A 17,940-nucleotide genomic window follows, 5' to 3' on the forward strand; every position below is an offset into this window, starting at 1 on the left:
AATAACGTGTCTAAACTTCACTCTTTGAAAACCACTGGTCAAGTGCTCGACCTATTAGTATCGGTCAGCTCCATACATTACTGCACTTCCACCTCCGACCTATCTACGTGGTAGTCTCCCACGGGTCTTACCTTAAAGGAGGAGATCTCTTCTTGTGGGGGGCTTCGCACTTAGATGCTTTCAGCGCTTATCCCTTCCATACGTAGCTACCCAGCTATGCCTTTGGCAAGACAACTGGTGCACCAGAGGTATGTCCATCCCGGTCCTCTCGTACTAAGGACAGCTCCACGCAAATCTCCAACGCCCACAGCGGATAGGGACCGAACTGTCTCACGACGTTCTGAACCCAGCTCGCGTACCTCTTTAATGGGCGAACAGCCCAACCCTTGGGACCTACTTCAGCCCCAGGATGAGACGAGCCGACATCGAGGTGCCAAACACCCCCGTCGATGTGAACTCTTGGGGGGTATCAGCCTGTTATCCCCGGGGTAGCTTTTATCCGTTGAGCGATGGCCCTTCCACTCGGAACCACCGGATCACTAAGCCCGACTTTCGTCCCTGCTCGACCTGTTTGTCTTGCAGTCAAGCTCCCTTCTGCCTTTGCACTCTTCGCGCGATTTCCGTCCGCGCTGAGGGAACCTTTGGGCGCCTCCGTTACTCTTTAGGAGGCGACCGCCCCAGTCAAACTGCCCACCTGACACTGTCCCAGTGCCGGCTTATGGCACATGGTTAGAATCCCAACGTTACAAGGGTGGTATCCCAACGGTGACTCCATCAATACTGGCGTACTGATTTCTCTGTCTCCCACCTATCCTGTACATGCAACGCCGAAACTCAATATCAAGCTACAGTAAAGCTCCACGGGGTCTTTCCGTCCTGCTGCGGGTAACCGGCATCTTTACCGGTACTACAATTTCACCGAGTCTATTGTTGAGACAGTGCCCAGATCATTACGCCTTTCGTGCGGGTCGGAACTTACCCGACAAGGAATTTCGCTACCTTAGGACCGTTATAGTTACGGCCGCCGTTTACTGGGGCTTAAGTTCTGTGCTTCTCCTCACGGATGACACTTCCCCTTAACCTTCCAGCACCGGGCAGGCGTCAGCCCCTATACTTCAGCTTTCGCTTTTGCAGAGACCTGTGTTTTTGGTAAACAGTTGCCTGGGCCTTTTCACTGCGGCCTGCTTCATGCAGGCACCCCTTCTCCCGAAGTTACGGGGTCATTTTGCCGAGTTCCTTAACAATAGTTCTCTCGCTCGCCTTAGGATTCTCTCCTCATCTACCTGTGTCGGTTTGCGGTACGGGCACCTCGGGTCTTGCTAGCGGCTTTTCTTGACAGCGTGAAATCAACTGCTTCCGGCTTATTTGCCTCCCCGTAACGCCTCAGAATTGTAAAAGCGGATTTGCCTACTTCTACTCCCTCGACGCTTGGACACGCTCTACCAGCGGCGTGCTCAGTCTATCCTTCTGTGTCCCCACTTCACTTAAAACGACCTCCGGTGGTACAGGAATCTCTACCTGTTATCCATCGCCTACGGCTTTCGCCCTCGGCTTAGGCCCCGACTAACCCTGAGCGGACGAACCTTCCTCAGGAATCCTTAGATGTTCGGCGGACAGGATTCTCACCTGCCTTGCGCTACTCATGCCAACATTCTCTCTCCTATACAGTCCACATACCCTTTCAAGTATGCTTCTACCCGTATACGATGCTCCTCTACCAATGATTTCTCATTCCAAAGCTTCGGTAGTAAGTTTTAGCCCCGTTTATCTTCGGCGCAGAGCCACTCGACTAGTGAGCTATTACGCACTCTTTGAATGCATGGCTGCTTCTAAGCCAACATCCTAGCTGTTTGTGCAGCTCCACATCCTTTTCCACTTAACTTACATTTTGGGACCTTAGCTGTTGGTCTGGGCTGTTTCCCTTTCGACCACGAAACTTATCTCACGTAGTCTGACTCCCACATATGATATTCCGGCATTCGGAGTTTGATAGTTTTCGGTAACCGGTGAAGGCCCCTAGAACATTCAGTGCTCTACCTCCGGGTATCTTTCTGTGAGGCTAGCCCTAAAGCTATTTCGAGGAGAACCAGCTATCTCCGGGTTCGATTGGAATTTCACCGCTATCCACAAGTCATCCCAACCTTTTTCAACAGATATGGGTTCGGTCCTCCATAACCTGTTACAGTTACTTCAACCTGCTCATGGATAGGTCACCCGGTTTCGGGTCTACAGCATGCAACTCTCTCGCCCTATTCAGACTCGCTTTCACTTCGGCTCCAGTGCTTTACACCTTAACCTCGCTGCATACCATAACTCGTTGGCCCGTTCTACAAAAAGTACGAGGTCACTTTCGCTCCCTCTGCTTGTAGGCATAAGGTTTCAGGTTCTATTTCACTCCCCTCCCGGGGTTCTTTTCACCTTTCCCTCACGGTACTATTCTCTATCGGTCACTGGGTAGTATTTAGGCTTGGGGGGTGGGCCCCCCGGCTTCAGACCGGGTTCCACGTGTCCGGTCCTACTCTGGATCCACTCTGCTTCATGTTCATTTCGTCTACGGGACTTTTACCTCCTTCGGTTTGCCTTTCCATGCATATTCGACTATCAACATTTCTTGCTTCTGAGTGTCCGCAACCCCGATAGCAAGCTATCGGTTTGGCCTCTTTCCCTTTCGCTCGCCGCTACTTAGGAAATCGATCTTTCTTTCTCTTCCTACGGGTACTTAGATGTTTCAGTTCCCCGCGTTTCCTTCTCATAACCTATTGATTCAGTTATGGATACCTACGCATTACCGTAGGTGCGTTTCCGCATTCGGATATCTGCGGGTCATAGGATATTTGCTCCTTACCGCAGCTTTTCGCAGCTTGTCACGTCCTTCTTCGGCTCCCAGTGCCAAGGCATCCGCCTTATGCCCTTCTTCACTTGACCTTCTTGCTCGTCTTTTCGCTCCCCTGCTTCCTTGCAGCTTTGCCAAAAGCCTTCGCAATTCTCTCGTGTCGCATGCGGCGCTCGCATGCTCTTTATTAAAGAATTCTTCTGGTTTTCTCGGTTGAAATCATAGAATTTCCCTTCCGTTATCTCTAACTTCTGTCTTTTCTCGATTTCTTCTCTGTGTTTGTTTGATACACGTTATTCAGTTCTCTAGGTGCTTTCTCTAGCCTTTCGGCTATGGTGGAGAATAAGGGGCTTTGCAGCTTTACTCCGTAAATCTGCCGTTCTGCGGCTCCCCTTTCGGTCGCCTTGAACCACTCCCTATGAATCTGTACTCTGTACAGATTCTCTTAACGGTCGTGCCCTTTCGGGTTCGAGCCGCTAAGCTCTCTATTGGTGGAGAATAAGGGGCTCGAACCCTTGACCCCCTGCGTGCAAGGCAGGTGCTCTCCCAGCTGAGCTAATTCCCCATAAACTCATAGTATGAAAATCCGTCTCCTTAGAAAGGAGGTGATCCAGCCGCACCTTCCGATACGGCTACCTTGTTACGACTTCACCCCAGTCATTGGTTTTGCCTTAGACAGCATATTTGCTTGCCGGCTTTGGGCACCCCCAACTTCCATGGTGTGACGGGCGGTGTGTACAAGACCCGGGAACGCATTCACCGCGACATTCTGATTCGCGATTACTAGCAACTCCGGCTTCGTGCAGGCGGGTTGCAGCCTGCAGTCCGAACTGGGACCGGTTTTTGAGATTTGCTCCGCCTCGCGACTTCGCTGCTTTCTGTACCGGCCATTGTAGCACGTGTGTAGCCCAGAACATAAGGGGCATGATGATTTGACGTCATCCCCACCTTCCTCCGAGTTGTCCCCGGCAGTCCCACTAGAGTGCCCAACTTAATGATGGCAACTAATGGCAAGGGTTGCGCTCGTTGCGGGACTTAACCCAACATCTCACGACACGAGCTGACGACAACCATGCACCACCTGTCTCTCCTGTCCGAAGAAATATCCCATTACGGATACGTCAGGAGGATGTCAAGTCCTGGTAAGGTTCTTCGCGTTGCTTCGAATTAAACCACATGCTCCGCTGCTTGTGCGGGTCCCCGTCAATTCCTTTGAGTTTCATACTTGCGTACGTACTCCCCAGGCGGAGCACTTAATGCGTTAACTCCGGCACCGAAGTCTTGCGACCCCGACACCTAGTGCTCATCGTTTACGGTGTGGACTACCAGGGTATCTAATCCTGTTTGCTCCCCACACTTTCGTGCCTCAGTGTCAGTTACAGTCCAGAAAGCCGCCTTCGCCACTGGTGTTCCTCCTAATATCTACGCATTTCACCGCTACACTAGGAATTCCGCTTTCCTCTCCTGCACTCAAGCTATTCAGTTCGCAGGGCGAACAATGGTTGGGCCATTGCCTTAAACCCTGCGCTTAAAAAGCCACCTACGCACTCTTTACGCCCAATAATTCCGGATAACGCTTGCCCCCTACGTATTACCGCGGCTGCTGGCACGTAGTTAGCCGGGGCTTCCTCCTTGGGTACCGTCAGTTCTTCTTCCCCAAGGACAGAAGTTTACGACCCGAAGGCCTTCTTCCTTCACGCGGCGTTGCTGCATCAGGCTTTCGCCCATTGTGCAATATTCCCCACTGCTGCCTCCCGTAGGAGTTTGGACCGTGTCTCAGTTCCAATGTGGCCGATCACCCTCTCAGGTCGGCTACTGATCGTTGCCTTGGTGAGCCGTTACCCCACCAACTAGCTAATCAGACGCAGGCCCATCTTATGCCGATAAATCTTTGACTGCTTTTCCATGTGAAAATGCAGTGTTATCAGGTTTTAATCATCGTTTCCAATGGCTATCCCTGTGCATAAGGCAGGTTGCCTACGCGTTACTCACCCGTCCGCCGCTTTCCACTCTCTCCCTCAACCGAAGTATCCGTCGAGAGCTTCTCGCTCGACTTGCATGTGTTAGGCACGCCGCCAGCGTTCATCCTGAGCCAGGATCAAACTCTTAATGATATGGTATTCTACTTGCTTTCGCAAGGTAAAATCATCTTAAAAGTCTCTGAACGCTTTGCGCTCTTGCAATATTCTTCTTTCGAATTATTGTTCTTTTTAAGAAATTGTCGTGAACTCTCACGCACTGGTAATCTCTTACCAATTTCATGATTGCTCGAAATTTTTGACTAAATTTCCATACTATGAAGTTTTCTAGGTTCTGCCGCCCGCTCTCGCAGACAGCTTATTCAGTATACCATCCCTTTCCGGCACTGTCAAGCATTTTTTCGATCTTTTTCAGGCTTTTTTCTTTGCCTTCCTTCTTCGTCCCTGCCTGACCTGCCGCCTTGCGGACAGCTTTATTATATTATCACTTCTGTCTTCCTCAGTCAAGTGTTTTTTGTAAAATATTTTTATATTCTAGACTTACAATTGATGCAACACCTTGCTCATAGAAAAAAGCGATAGGGTCTGTTGAAATGTCACTCATCACAAAAACATATCTGAAAGGAATCCTATCTAAAGAGCCTGCTGCAAAATCTTCAGAAATCTAGTATCTTCTCCTGTTTCTAAAAAAATTAATCTCAAATTTTTTTCCTACTATTATTATATATAAATTTTCTTCTGTCTTTTTATCGTTCTATCCCTGTGGCAGCATCAAGTAAATCATGCATTTTTCAATGTTTTCTTCACAATGCACTTTTCTATTTCCGTTAAGTAGGACACTGTGACAAGCATGTGACAGAAAATTCACATGAACTTGACAATTTTGCTATTTCCGTATATAATGTATTTGTACTTAACCAAGTACGTGGATTTTATTTTATTTACTTAATATTATTAAGGAGGACTTATTATGGGTAGAAAAATACCTCTATGGCAATGTCTGATTGTCATCTTAGCAATGGTCGGTTTTCTCATGTGGTCTATTCTCAAAGATTCTGGCGGAGAACCTCATATCGCACTTATTTTAGCTGCCTGCGTTGCAGCTATCGTTGCAGCCGCTAACGGCTGGAAATGGGCTTATCTGGAACAGGGTATTCTGGCATCTATCAACAGATCCATGCAGGCTTGTTTGATTCTAGCAATCGTAGGTTGTATGATCGCATCCTGGATGGCTGCAGGTACCATTCCTTCCATGATGTATTATGGTATTAAAGTTATCAGCCCTAAAATTTTCTTAGTTACAGCTTGTATTCTTTGTTCCATCGTATCCTTGGCAACAGGCTCATCCTGGTCAACAGCCGGTTCTATGGGTGTTGCCCTGATCGGTGTTGGTACTGCGTTAGGATTTCCGGATTATATCACTGCTGGTGCAGTAGTATCCGGCGCTTACTTCGGTGACAAGATGTCCCCGCTGTCTGACACAACTAATCTGGCTCCTGCAATGGCTGGCGCCACTCTCTTTGATCATATCAAGCACATGATCTACACTACGGGTACTTCTTTGGTTATTGCATTAGTTGCTTATGCAATCTTCGGATTTGTTTACGCACAAAATAACACACCGGATATGTCTGTACTGGAAGAGATCTCTGCATTTATCAAAGGGTCTTCCAATATCAGTATTATCGCTCTTATTCCACCAGTATTCGTAATAGCGGCAGTAGCGCTGAAGCTCCCTGCCTTACCTGCATTGATCGGCGGCGTATTCATTGGCGTTCCTCTCATGTTCTGGAACAAGCCTTATATTGATGCCGCACTCGGCGATGATCTGGTAAACAACGTATTCAGTATTCTGAACAACGGTATCTCCATGGGAGCAGTTCCTGAAGGTGCCTCCGAGGTTATTCAAGAATTGGCCAGCTTGTTATCCGGCGACGGTATGCAGGGTATGTTCTGGACGATCTCAATCATCCTGTGCGCGATGTGCTTTGGCGGTATCGTAGACGTAACCGGCATCATGGGAACTTTCGCAAATCTGCTGTTGAAGGTAGCGAAGGGCAGAGGCGGACTGGTTCTGGCAACAGAATTCTCCTGCATCTTCGTAAACGCAATCTGCTGCGACCAGTACTTAGCATTAGTATTACCAGGCAGAATGTTCAAGGAAGCATTCGAAGACATGAGACTGGCTCCAAAGAACCTGTCCAGATGTCTGGAAGATTCCGGAACAATTACATCAAACTTCTTCCCTTGGAACACTTGCGGCGCTACTATGAGATCTTTCCTCGGCGTAGGCAGCGGATATATTCCATACGCTATTCTTAACTGGCTGAACCCAGTCGTATCCATCATTTTCGGTTACACTGGAATCACCATGACTAAAATGACTGAGGAAGAATATGAAAAGATCTTAATTGAAAGAGAAAGAGAAAAGAAAGAAGCTCTTGAAGCTCTCGAAGCATAAAAGAGAAACTTTCATCATAAATAAAATAAAATCACTTAGAAAGCGGACGTCCACAAGGGCGTCCTTTTTCTTATAACATAAAAGCGCCTTACCAAGCCTCGAAGATGGCGACATATGTATATTTGTGAATCGTTGACAGGTCTCATGCACGGAGTGCGGGACTTTTTCTCCGTATCTTTTCGCCCCGCAATTGGCGCTGTACAGCTAATTCCATCATGCACACTTTTCTTGCAGACAAAATAACAGAAACCTGACAATCCATACGCAATACATATGAACCGTCAGGCTTCTGCCATTATAAAGATGTAAGATGATGTTATGCAGTGATAGTAAGCGCGCTGAGATGCTGCAGCTTTTCCCGATTCATCGGCGCCAAACCTTTCAGTTTGTAGCTAATTCCCAGCTTTTCATACTTGTTTTCAGCCATGTTATGATATCCAAGGAGTTCTACCTTCTTGATAGTCTTTATGCCGCTTAGAAACGCATTTAAAGCTTCAATGTATTCCTCGCTATCATTGAATCCAGGCACAATAACCTGTCTAACCCAAATAGGTTTTTCCAGACGGTTGATCACTTCTATCAGTTTGAACAACGGACCCTGCTCCCGACCTGTCAGCTCATGGAACTTCGCCGGATCGATGTGTTTAATATCCAACAACACCATGTCGGCAGCAGCAATAGCCGCCTCGCTGTCCTCATCAAAGTATGTGCCGCTCGTATCGATAGCCGTACCGATTCCCTCGGCCTTCAACGCTTTGATAGCCTCTAACAGAAATTTCCCCTGAACCAGCGGTTCTCCGCCGGAAAAAGTTACTCCGCCATCATTTCCGTAATATGGCACACCTCTTTTAGCACGATGAACGATCTCATCAATGTCTATTTCTCTGCCTCCGCATGGATTCCAGGTATCCGGATTGTGACAATAGGCACATCTTGCCGGACATCCCTGCAGGAAAAATACAGTTCTGATGCCGGGGCCGTCAACGGCCCCGAATGTTTCTATAGAATGCAATCTGCCCTTCATCATTTCATCTATCTCCTATATCGATAGTCTATTTTACAGACCTTCGTGGAAGGTTCTCTCGATAACTTCTTTCTGATGCGCCTTTGACAAAGCGTTAAATCTTACAGCATAGCCAGATACTCTGATAGTCAGTGAAGGATATTTATCCGGATTGTCATAAGCGTCCATCAGAACTTCTCTGTTCAATACATTGACATTCAGGTGATGTGCTCCCTGGCCAAAGTAACCGCTCAGCAGTTTTACCAGAGTATCCTTTCTTCCCTCTCTATCCTTACCTAAAGAATCAGGTGTAATACTGAAAGTATTGGAAATACCATCCTGACAAGTATCCCAGTCGATCTTTGCAACAGAGTTCAGAGAAGCTACAGCTCCGGTGTTATCTCTGCAGTGCATTGGGTTTGCGCCAGGAGCAAACGGAGTACCAGCTCTTCTTCCATCAGGTGTGTTACCAGTTTTCTTTCCGTACATTACGTTAGAAGTGATAGTCAGTACAGATAATGTAGTTACCGCATTTCTGTAAGCCGGCTGTTTTCTCAGTTCCTGAATGGATTTTTCAGAAATTGCTACTGCCAGGTTATCTACTCTGTCATCATCATTTCCGTATTTCGGGAAATCTCCTTCTGTTCTGAAATCAACGATTACACCATTCTCATCCTTGATCGGATATACCTTGGCATATTTGATCGCGGATAAAGAGTCTGCCGCTACAGAGAAACCTGCAACACCAAAGGCCATCAGTCTCTTTACTTCAGAATTAAGAAATGCCATCTGGGATCTTTCATAGTCGTATTTATCGTGCATGAAGTGAATAATATTCATGATTCTTGCATATACGCTCATGAGCCATTCCAGATAAATGTTATATCTTCTCCAAACTTCATCAAAGTCCAGAGGACCGTCTCCCATAGCTTCCATCTGAGGTCCGATATGCTCGCCTGTTCTCTCATCGATACCGCCGTTAATTGCCAGCAGTAAGCATTTAGCCAGGTTACATCTCGCACCAAAGAACTGCATCTGTTCACCCATCTGAATTGCGGATACGCAGCATGCGATGGAGTAGTCTTCACCATATGCAGGTCTCATCTTGTCATCATTTTCATACTGAATGGAGTCAGTGTCGATGGAAACCTGTGCACAGAATCTCTTGAAAGGTTCCGGCAGATCCTTAGACCACAGTACCGTCAAATTTGGTTCTGGTGCAGGTCCCAGATTGTACAGCGTATTCAGATATCTGTAAGTCATCTTAGTAACTCTGTGTCTGCCATCTGCGCCAACGCCGCCCAGACCTTCTGTAATCCACATCGGATCTCCACCGAACAGTTCATTGTATTCACTGGTTCTCAGATGTCTTGCAACTCTCAGCTTCAGGATAAAGTCGTCGATGAATTCCTGAATCTGTTCTTCTGTATATTTACCGGAAGCCAGATCTCTTTCAGCATAAACGTCAATGAAAGTTGCAGTTCTGCCAATGGACATAGCCGCTCCGTTTTCTTCCTTAATACCAGCAAGATAAGCAAAATAGGTCCACTGAATAGCTTCTCTTACATCAGTAGCTGGTTTAGAGATATCATAGCCATATCTCTCAGCCATTTTCTTGATCTCTTTCAGAGCTGCAATCTGATTCCAGATTTCTTCAGCAAGTCTTACGTTTTCCTCGCTCATGATCGGACGAGAAGCGACCTCGTCATGGTCAATCTGTTTTGCTTCGATCAATCTGTCGATACCGTACAGAGCACATCTTCTATAGTCGCCGATAATTCTTCCTCTACCATATGCGTCAGGAAGTCCTGTGATATATCCCAGGTGTCTTGCTTTTCTCATTTCTGGAGAATATGCCTTAAATACGCCGTCGTTGTGAGAAGTTACATAGTTGAACATGAAATCTACTTCTTCCGGAAGCTTTTCGCCGTATTCAGCAACTTCTTCTCTTACCATCTTGATTCCACCGAACGGACAAATACCTCTTTTCAAAGGTTCATCTGTCTGTAAACCTACGATCAGATCTTTACCTTCGATGATATAACCAGGATCAAAAGCATTAATTCTCATAATCCTGCTGGCGTCTACTTTCAACGTACCGCCTGCTTTTCTTTCCTCAACCAGCAAAGCCTTTACTTTGTCGTTGCACTCAGTAGTTCTGGCAGTAGGTCCAGCCAGAAAGCTTTCGTCCCCGTCATACGGGGTGTAGTTTAAGTTGATAAAATTATCAACGTTGATTGTTTCTGTCCAAGCTCCAGTTTTGAAGCCGTCCCATGCGTTGTTCATTGGTCTTCTCCTCTCAAATAATGCGTTTGTAATGCGTGTCTTGTATTTTTCTTGTATCCTGTATACAAGATTGTTGAAAAAATTTTAGTTACCAGAAAAAATTTCTTATTTCTCTATTAGGTAACCTCTTTTCTTGCATACATAATACAACAAGAGAGGTCGTTTCGTCAACACCTCTCTTAAAAGTTTTTATGTTCTTTTTTGTAAACACTATAATCGGCCAAACCCCTGCTATTTCAGGTATATTCTTACAATGAATCCTTGCCCGCGCCATTCTATAATAAGCGCTTTCGCAAATACATTTTTTCATAATTTCTCTCTATTGCTATCATACTATTTTCAGGAGGTTATGACAGCTATGTTAAAATGGATCATCGCGATTTTTATATTATCTATATTATTCATACTGCGTCAAGCGCTGATTCCACTGGCTATCGGCGTAGCGATTGCCGCCATTCTCGATCCCTATGTGGAATGGATTACCAAAAAGCTTGCCGGCAGAAGGCTTGCTGCTGTCTTTCTGGCGTACGCCACTGTACTGTCCGCCGTCGTTTTAATCATCTTCGGGTTCGCCGATCTCATTGCCGGGCGAATTACTTCCGGATCACTTCAGGAGGCTATATCCACCCTTCGCGCCTATTATCTTCAGTACAAAAGCGCCCTGGCCAACTATTTAGGTTTTTCACTAAAAGCGCCTGATCTGGGACGCCTGCTGCAAAGTCTGGGAAATGCAGCTGCCCGATTCTTTGTCGGGATGGTTGCCGGCGTTTATCTATTACTGGACAAAGCATATTTTCTACGTTTAGGAAATAAAATCATGCACCTGTTTTTAAATCAAAAAGTCCATGGAATCGTTCGGGAGTTATTACTGGAATCTTCAGAAGTTATCTCAGCTTTTCTCCGAGGAATATTCATCGACTCCGTTATCGTTGCATTTCTTTCCTCTCTGGCGCTGACTCTGCTGGATGTAGACTTTGCGGTGTTCATCGGCTGTTTCGCTGGTATTGCTAATATTATTCCCTACTTCGGTCCTGCTTTAGGCATGATTCCTGCCGCCGCGTCTGCGTATTTGTCCGCCGGTCTAACAAAAGCAATTCTTGCTGCCGCAGCCCTTTTTGCTATACAGCAGGCAGAGTGCAACTATATCTATCCCAAGATCATCGGCCATTCCACTGGACTCCATCCACTCTTTGTGCTGGCTGCAGTCTCAGCTGCCGCTTATTCCGGCGGCATTTTCGCCATGATTCTGGCGGTACCGGCAGCCGGCATTCTAAAAGTCCTTCTTTGTAAATGGGCAGAGACACAATAAGCAAATAAAAGCGGCGTAGAAATCCAGTGAAGGATTCCACGCCGCAGCAATACATACAAATATGTTCTTATAATTTAACGTTTGTTACTCTTTCTCCAAATTCTCTGTTCTTCCGCAGCCTTAATCAGGTCTTCACGGCAGTCAGGATGCGCGATATTGATAATCGCTTCCGCTCTTTCCCATGTTGCTTTGCCTGGAAGTATCGCTACACCGTATTCCGTTACCATGTAAGGCGCCTGTGTTCTCGGCGTAGTGATTACATCGCCCTGGGTGAATTTCGGGAAGATGTTGGAATGACGATTTCCCTCTTTATCTACACGGCTCGAAGGGAATGCCAGAAATGCTTTTCCGCCAGGACATTCCAATCCGCCTGTTACGAAGTCAAGCTGTCCGCCTGTTCCGCTGATATGACGAGTACCTGCCGTTTCGGAGCAAACCTGACCGTAGAGATCCATAGAAATACAGCTGTTGATGGAAACAAATTTCTCATGCTGTCTCAGTACCGCTGGATCGTTGACGTATGCCATCGGTGCAGATACGATCATCTGATTTTCATTTAAGAAATCATAAAGTTCTCTGGAACCGCTGCAGATTGAAAATACACCCTTGCCTTTGTCGATATTCTTTCTTCTGTCAGTCATTTTTCCGGACTGATATAACTTCAAATACCCATTAGACATCAATTCAGTGTGCATGCCCAAATCCTTCAAGTCGGAGTCTGCGATCAACATGCCCAGACAATCCGGCATACCGCCGATACCAAGCTGTAATGTAATACCATCTTCCAGATATGGGAAGATATATTCCGCGATCTTTCTGTCGATATCTGAAGCCTTTCCGACTGGTGTAGTCGCGATTTCCGCATCAGACTCTACTACATAATCAACCTGAGAAATGTGGATATGGTCTGTGCATTTTCCATAAATCTTCGGCATGTTTGGATTCACTTCCAAAATTATAGTCTTAGCCTGATCCAGCATTTCCTGCAGGCAGCAGTTAGTCAGACCATAGTTAAAGTTACCGTATTCGTCCATCGGCGCTACGGTAATCATAGCCACATCTACAGGCGCAAAACCCTTAGTATAGTATCTGCCGCAGTGTCTGAACAGCATTGGGGAATAAAACGCTCTCCCCTGGTCACAGTATTTACGGTCAAGTCCGGAAGTGTGCCATAAGTTATACGTGAAGGATTCCTGATTCGGATCCTGTTCTACAACCTGCACAGGCTTCATGCTGATGGCATGTCTCAGCTTAACATCCTTCAGTTCTCCCGTTCTGCCTGCCAGTGCGTTGTCTAAAGCGGTAGGGAAAGAACAAGTCTGGCTGTAATCTACCCAGTCACCGTCCTTAACAATCTTGACAGCCTCTTCTGGGGTACGTAATTTTTCCTTATACTCCTTTAAATAATCCATCTTTCTAAAATTCCTTTCCTCAATGTGTTTGAAGCAGCGCGAGCCTCCCGCTTTCCTGACGGAATGGGAGATATTCGCTACCTGTTAAAAATCTAACAACCTATCGTTTTTATTATACAACAAAATTCAAAAAAAGCCTAGTACTAATTTCAAATATTTTGTATACTTTCTAACAAAAAGTTTGATGGTCGCCTCAAAGATAATTTTCTATAGCGCCTGACAGGTAATAGACGCGCCTGACTGCTTTTGCTGAATTGCTTTGGCAAAAGCCCATGCCGTATCCATACAGGTCAGCACCGGCAAACCATGCTCAATCGCTGCACGTCTGATCGGGAATGTATCCGCACCGATTTTGTTAATGGCTTTCGGCGTGTTGATAACGACCTGAATATCCGCTGCAATTCTTGGAATTACATCACTGTAATCTATAATTGACGCAGGAATGCCGAAGCTTTTCAGAAATTCTGCCGTTCCCGCGGAAGCAAACAGTGCAAAACCCATCTCCACATAGCGTTTGATTACCGCCGCGCTTTCCGCGGTCTTATCGTGATCTTTCAAGGACACAAATACACCGCCAGTCGTAGGAATTGCCATGCCGGCGCCGAGAAATCCTTTGTAAATGGCTTTGTCAAGATCCGTATCTATGCCCAGCACTTCTCCTGTGGACTTCATCTCCGGTCCCACTGCCACATCTACATCGGTCAACTTGGCGTCGGAAAAAACCGGCACTTTTACAGCATAGTAATCCTGTGCCGGATATAGATCCACGCCATAGCCAAGGGACGCTAGTTTCTTTCCGGTCATCACTGCTACCGCAAGCTTTACCATAGGCACCTTGGTCACTTTGCTCAGAATCGGCACAGTTCTTGACGCCCGCGGATTCACCTCGATCACATAAATCCGTTCGCCGTCCCAGACATACTGAATGTTTACAAGACCTACAATGTGCAGAGCGCGGCAGATCCGCTTTGTCGCGGAAAGGAGCTGATCCAACACTTCCTGGGGCAATGAATAGGTCGGATAGACCGTACAGCTGTCGCCGGAATGGACGCCGGTCCGTTCAACGTGCTCCATAATGCCTGGAATCAACACGTCTTCCCTGTCTGCCACTGCATCCACCTCGATTTCCTTGCCTTCCACATACTTATCTATGAGAACCGGATGCTCATGAGAGAGCTTTACGGCTTCTTTCAGATAGGTTTCCAATTCTGCGTCGGAATATACCACCTGCATCGCTCTGCCGCCGATGACAAAGGACGGGCGAACCACCAGCGGATAGCCGAGACGTTCTACTGCCTCAAATGCTTCCTCCTGATTACGCACTGCGCAGCCCTTCGGCGCAGCGATATCCAAAAGGTCTAAGAGATTCGCAAATTTTTCCCGGTCTTCCGCCAGGTCGATGTATTTGTTTTGCGTTCCCAAAATTTTGATGCTCCGTGCCGCCAGTTTTGAGGCAAGGTTCAGAGACGTCTGCCCGCCAAACTGCAGAATCACCCCTTCCGGTCGCTCCTGTTTGATGACGTTCATGACGTCGTCGGTATGCAGCGGTTCAAAGTACAGCTTATCCGCCGTGTCGAAATCGGTACTGACCGTTTCCGGATTATTATTGATGATGATAGACTCATAGCCCAATTCTTTCAACGCCCAGATGCCCTGCACACAGCAGTAGTCAAACTCGATGCCCTGTCCGATTCGAATCGGTCCAGAGCCTACCACCAAAATTTTCTCATGGGTGCTCTTGACGCTCTCATTCTCGCCGCCATAACTGGAGTAATAGTACGGCGTTACAGCATCGAATTCTCCGGCACAGGTGTCTACCACCTTATACACCGGATAAATGTCATGGTATAGTCTGATGTCCTGCAGTACTTCCCGCTCCATGCCGGTCAGTCCCAAAATTTCATCGTCAGTAAAGCCCCGCTGCTCCGCTTCGCGAATTAAATCCGCCGTCACTTCTTCCGTCTGCAGGGTTTTCTCCATCTGTACAATGCCTTCTATTTTATATAGAAACCAGCGATCGATTTTCGTCAAATTGAAAATTTCCTCTACATCTGCCAGACCTCGCCGAAATGCCTCTGCAATACAGAAAATTCGTTCGTCGTCGCATGCGAGGAGTTTCTCCATGAGGCGGCTGTCAGAAAGCCCGGTCACATAAGGCACCCGCAGTCCCGTCCCTTCCGTTTCCAAAGAGGCGATCGCCTTTAAAAGAGCGCTCTCAAAGTTTCTGTCGATTGCCATGATTTCGCCGGTCGCCTTCATCTGAGTGCCCAGCTTTCTGGACGCCGTGCGGAATTTATCGAAAGGCCACTTAGGAAATTTTACAACACAGTAGTCAAGTGCCGGCTCAAAGCAGGCGCTGGAACCTTCGGTCACATAGTTTTTCAGTTCGTCTAGACTATAGCCGATGGCAATCTTCGCGGCGATCTTCGCAATCGGGTATCCTGCTGCTTTGGATGCCAGCGCGGAGGAACGGCTCACCCGCGGATTGACTTCAATCACAATGTATTCGTCCTTATCTGGATTCAGGGCAAACTGCACGTTGCAGCCGCCTTCAATTTCCAGACTTCTGATGATGGAAAGGGACGCGTCGCGCAGCATTTGATACTGACCGTCGGTCAAGGTCTGAGTCGGCGCTACGACGATGCTGTCACCGGTATGTACACCAACCGGATCCAGATTTTCCATACTACAGATGATGATGCAGTTATTCTTGCCGTCCCTGATCACCTCGTACTCCACTTCTTTCCAGCCTGCTACAGACTTTTCCAGCAAAATCTGCCCGATGGCGCTTTTCTCGATGCCCAGCTGGCAGAAATGTTCCAATTCTTCGTCGTTGTGAGCGATGCCGCCACCTGTGCCACCAAGGGTATAGGCAGGTCTGATGATCACTGGATATCCGATTTCTTTTACAAAGGTTTTGCACTCCTCCATACTGGTTGCAATGGTGCTGGGCGGAATGGGATGTCCTGTCGTAAGCATCAGTTCTTTAAAGGCTTCCCGATCTTCCGCCTTGTGGATGCTATCTTTGTTGACACCAAGCAATTTCGCGCCATATTTCTTAAAAATACCTTTCTCATCCAGCGCCATGGCAAGGTTGAGTCCGGTCTGACCACCAAAGCCTGCCAGCACGCCATCCGGCCGCTCTTTTTCAAGAATCTGCTCCACCGCTTCCTCTGTGATTGGTTCTAGGTATACTTTATCGGCGATGCCCTGATCGGTCATAATGGTCGCCGGATTGCTGTTGATCAGAATGGTTTCAATCCCCTCTTCGCTGATGGCTTTGCACGCCTGTGTACCTGCATAATCAAACTCCGCGGCTTGTCCAATAATAATCGGACCGGAGCCGATAATCAAAACTTTTTCCAATGTAAAATCTCTAGGCATTACAGTGTTCCCCCTTTCATTAAATCGACAAACTGATCGAATAAATAACCAGTATCGTTAGGACCCGGGTTGGATTCCGGGTGAAACTGCACAGAAAAGACAGGTTTTGATAAATGGGACATGCCTTCCACCGTACCATCGTTCAGATTTAAATGAGTCACTTCCAGACCTTTTAAGACGATGCTCTCTGACTGTACCGCATAGCCGTGATTTTGGCTCGTAATGTAGCTTCTGCCGGTGTTCTTGTCGAATACACCATGATTGCAGCCTCGATGACCGTATTGCATTTTATAGGTTCTGCCGCCGCTTGCCAAGGCGATAAGCTGATGACCCATGCAGATACCGAAAATCGGCATCGAATCCGGTCCATAATTACTGTTAGTAATCAATTTTTCAATGATGGATACCGCTTCATCTGCTGCTGCCGGATCGCCAGGACCATTGGTCAGAAAAACGCCGTCAGGCTTTGCCGCCAGAATGGTCTTTGCCTTAGTCCCATAAGGATAAATGGTCATGCTGCAGCCTCTCGCCGCCAATTCCTTGAGAATGCTGCGTTTAACACCGAAATCCAGCACAGCTACATGAAAATCACTATCCGGCGTATTCCATTCTGTGATTTCTTTCACACCGGCTGTTTTCATCTGATCCTGGGAAAGTGTCGTCTCCGCGATTAATCTTCTAAGATCGCTTACCGCCAAATCCTCTGTGGTGATAACACATTTCTGACTGCCGGTTCTTCTCAGCTTTCTGGTCATCTCTCTGGTGTCCACACCGTAAACGCCGGGGATCCCTTGTTCGCAGAACCATTGGTCGATTGTCTTGGCGCTCCGGTGATTACTGGGCTTTGTGCATAAATCCTGACATACTGCACCTAACGCGTGAATGCGTTCTGATTCATAATCTTCCTCATTAATCCCGTAATTTCCCAGTAGTGGATAGGTCATGGTAATCACCTGTCCGCTATAGGAAGGATCGGTCAGGGTTTTCTGATAACCGGTCATCGCCGTATTAAAAACTAGTTCTCCCACGTTGGTCTTCCCAGCGCCAAATCCCTTTCCTTTATATATGCTACCGTCTTCTAAATAAATCAGTCCTTTCATGGAATTCCTCCCTTTGCTTTACATTCTAACGAAAGAGTATACTACCATAATTATAAATATGCAAGCATAAATTCATATTTTTTCATATTTTGTTATTTTTATCGAAATTTACTCTTGATTTCCCGTTACGTTTGTGATATAGTACCTTCAATGATTTATTTTTATTCAGACTT

General features: G+C 46.9%; 7 protein-coding genes, 1 tRNA gene and 2 rRNA genes. 2 read left to right on the forward strand and 8 right to left on the reverse strand.

Annotation, left to right across the window (positions count from 1 at the left end):
- Window positions 1-34: 34 nt before the first annotated feature.
- The 3 genes from ACPW7J_RS13095 to ACPW7J_RS13105 form a co-directional block, all read right to left on the reverse strand.
- Window positions 35-2,925 (reverse strand): 23S ribosomal RNA (locus ACPW7J_RS13095).
- Between the two features lie 397 nt (window positions 2,926-3,322).
- Window positions 3,323-3,398 (reverse strand) — tRNA-Ala (locus ACPW7J_RS13100).
- A gap of 33 nt (window positions 3,399-3,431) precedes the next feature.
- Window positions 3,432-4,947, reverse strand: a 16S ribosomal RNA gene (locus ACPW7J_RS13105).
- Together the 16S and 23S rRNA genes with 1 tRNA gene alongside form the textbook arrangement of a ribosomal RNA operon.
- A gap of 835 nt (window positions 4,948-5,782) precedes the next feature.
- On the opposite strand from ACPW7J_RS13105, the gene nhaC reads away from it, so the two are divergent.
- Window positions 5,783-7,273 (forward strand): Na+/H+ antiporter NhaC, encoded by a 1,491-nt coding sequence (gene nhaC / locus ACPW7J_RS13110; RefSeq protein ID WP_161875447.1) that lies wholly within the window; start codon window positions 5,783-5,785, stop codon window positions 7,271-7,273.
- Between the two features lie 316 nt (window positions 7,274-7,589).
- Here the strand turns inward: nhaC and pflA are convergent, their stop codons facing one another.
- Window positions 7,590-8,300: a pyruvate formate-lyase-activating protein gene (gene pflA / locus ACPW7J_RS13115; RefSeq protein WP_161875446.1), complete on the reverse strand. Its 711-nt coding sequence runs from the start codon at window positions 8,298-8,300 to the stop codon at window positions 7,590-7,592.
- A gap of 30 nt (window positions 8,301-8,330) precedes the next feature.
- Window positions 8,331-10,562 (reverse strand): formate C-acetyltransferase, encoded by a 2,232-nt coding sequence (gene pflB, locus ACPW7J_RS13120; protein WP_161875445.1) that lies wholly within the window; start codon window positions 10,560-10,562, stop codon window positions 8,331-8,333.
- A 358-nt stretch (window positions 10,563-10,920) separates the two neighbouring features.
- Here pflB and ACPW7J_RS13125 point away from each other — a divergent pair, with 358 nt between their 5' ends.
- Window positions 10,921-11,871: an AI-2E family transporter gene (locus ACPW7J_RS13125; protein ID WP_161875444.1), complete on the forward strand. Its 951-nt coding sequence runs from the start codon at window positions 10,921-10,923 to the stop codon at window positions 11,869-11,871.
- A 74-nt stretch (window positions 11,872-11,945) separates the two neighbouring features.
- Here the strand turns inward: ACPW7J_RS13125 and ACPW7J_RS13130 are convergent, their stop codons facing one another.
- The 3 genes from ACPW7J_RS13130 to carA form a co-directional block, all read right to left on the reverse strand.
- Complete coding sequence (locus tag ACPW7J_RS13130; RefSeq protein ID WP_161875443.1) at window positions 11,946-13,283, reverse strand: acetyl-CoA hydrolase/transferase C-terminal domain-containing protein; 1,338 nt, start codon at window positions 13,281-13,283, stop codon at window positions 11,946-11,948.
- A 207-nt stretch (window positions 13,284-13,490) separates the two neighbouring features.
- On the reverse strand, window positions 13,491-16,667 hold the full coding sequence (carB, locus tag ACPW7J_RS13135) for a carbamoyl-phosphate synthase (glutamine-hydrolyzing) large subunit (RefSeq protein WP_424960504.1): 3,177 nt from the start codon (window positions 16,665-16,667) through the stop codon (window positions 13,491-13,493).
- Window positions 16,667-17,767, reverse strand: a complete 1,101-nt coding sequence (carA, locus tag ACPW7J_RS13140; RefSeq protein WP_424960503.1) for a glutamine-hydrolyzing carbamoyl-phosphate synthase small subunit — start codon at window positions 17,765-17,767, stop codon at window positions 16,667-16,669. The genes carB and carA overlap by 1 nt, the downstream gene beginning before the upstream one ends.
- Between the last annotated feature and the right edge of the window lie 173 nt (window positions 17,768-17,940).

The organism is Ihubacter sp. rT4E-8, from assembly GCF_049852125.1.
GTDB lineage: Bacteria > Bacillota > Clostridia > Peptostreptococcales > Anaerovoracaceae > Senimuribacter.

Bases quoted from the DNA above. Each gene is read 5' to 3' on its own strand.
- nhaC (WP_161875447.1), top strand. From the start codon at position 5,783: ATGGGTAGAAAAATACCTCTATGGCAATGTCTGATTGTCATCTTAGCA.
- pflA (WP_161875446.1), bottom strand. From the start codon at position 8,300: ATGATGAAGGGCAGATTGCATTCTATAGAAACATTCGGGGCCGTTGAC.
- pflB (WP_161875445.1), bottom strand. From the start codon at position 10,562: ATGAACAACGCATGGGACGGCTTCAAAACTGGAGCTTGGACAGAAACA.
- ACPW7J_RS13125 (WP_161875444.1), top strand. From the start codon at position 10,921: ATGTTAAAATGGATCATCGCGATTTTTATATTATCTATATTATTCATA.
- ACPW7J_RS13130 (WP_161875443.1), bottom strand. From the start codon at position 13,283: ATGGATTATTTAAAGGAGTATAAGGAAAAATTACGTACCCCAGAAGAG.
- carB (WP_424960504.1), bottom strand. From the start codon at position 16,667: ATGCCTAGAGATTTTACATTGGAAAAAGTTTTGATTATCGGCTCCGGT.
- carA (WP_424960503.1), bottom strand. From the start codon at position 17,767: ATGAAAGGACTGATTTATTTAGAAGACGGTAGCATATATAAAGGAAAG.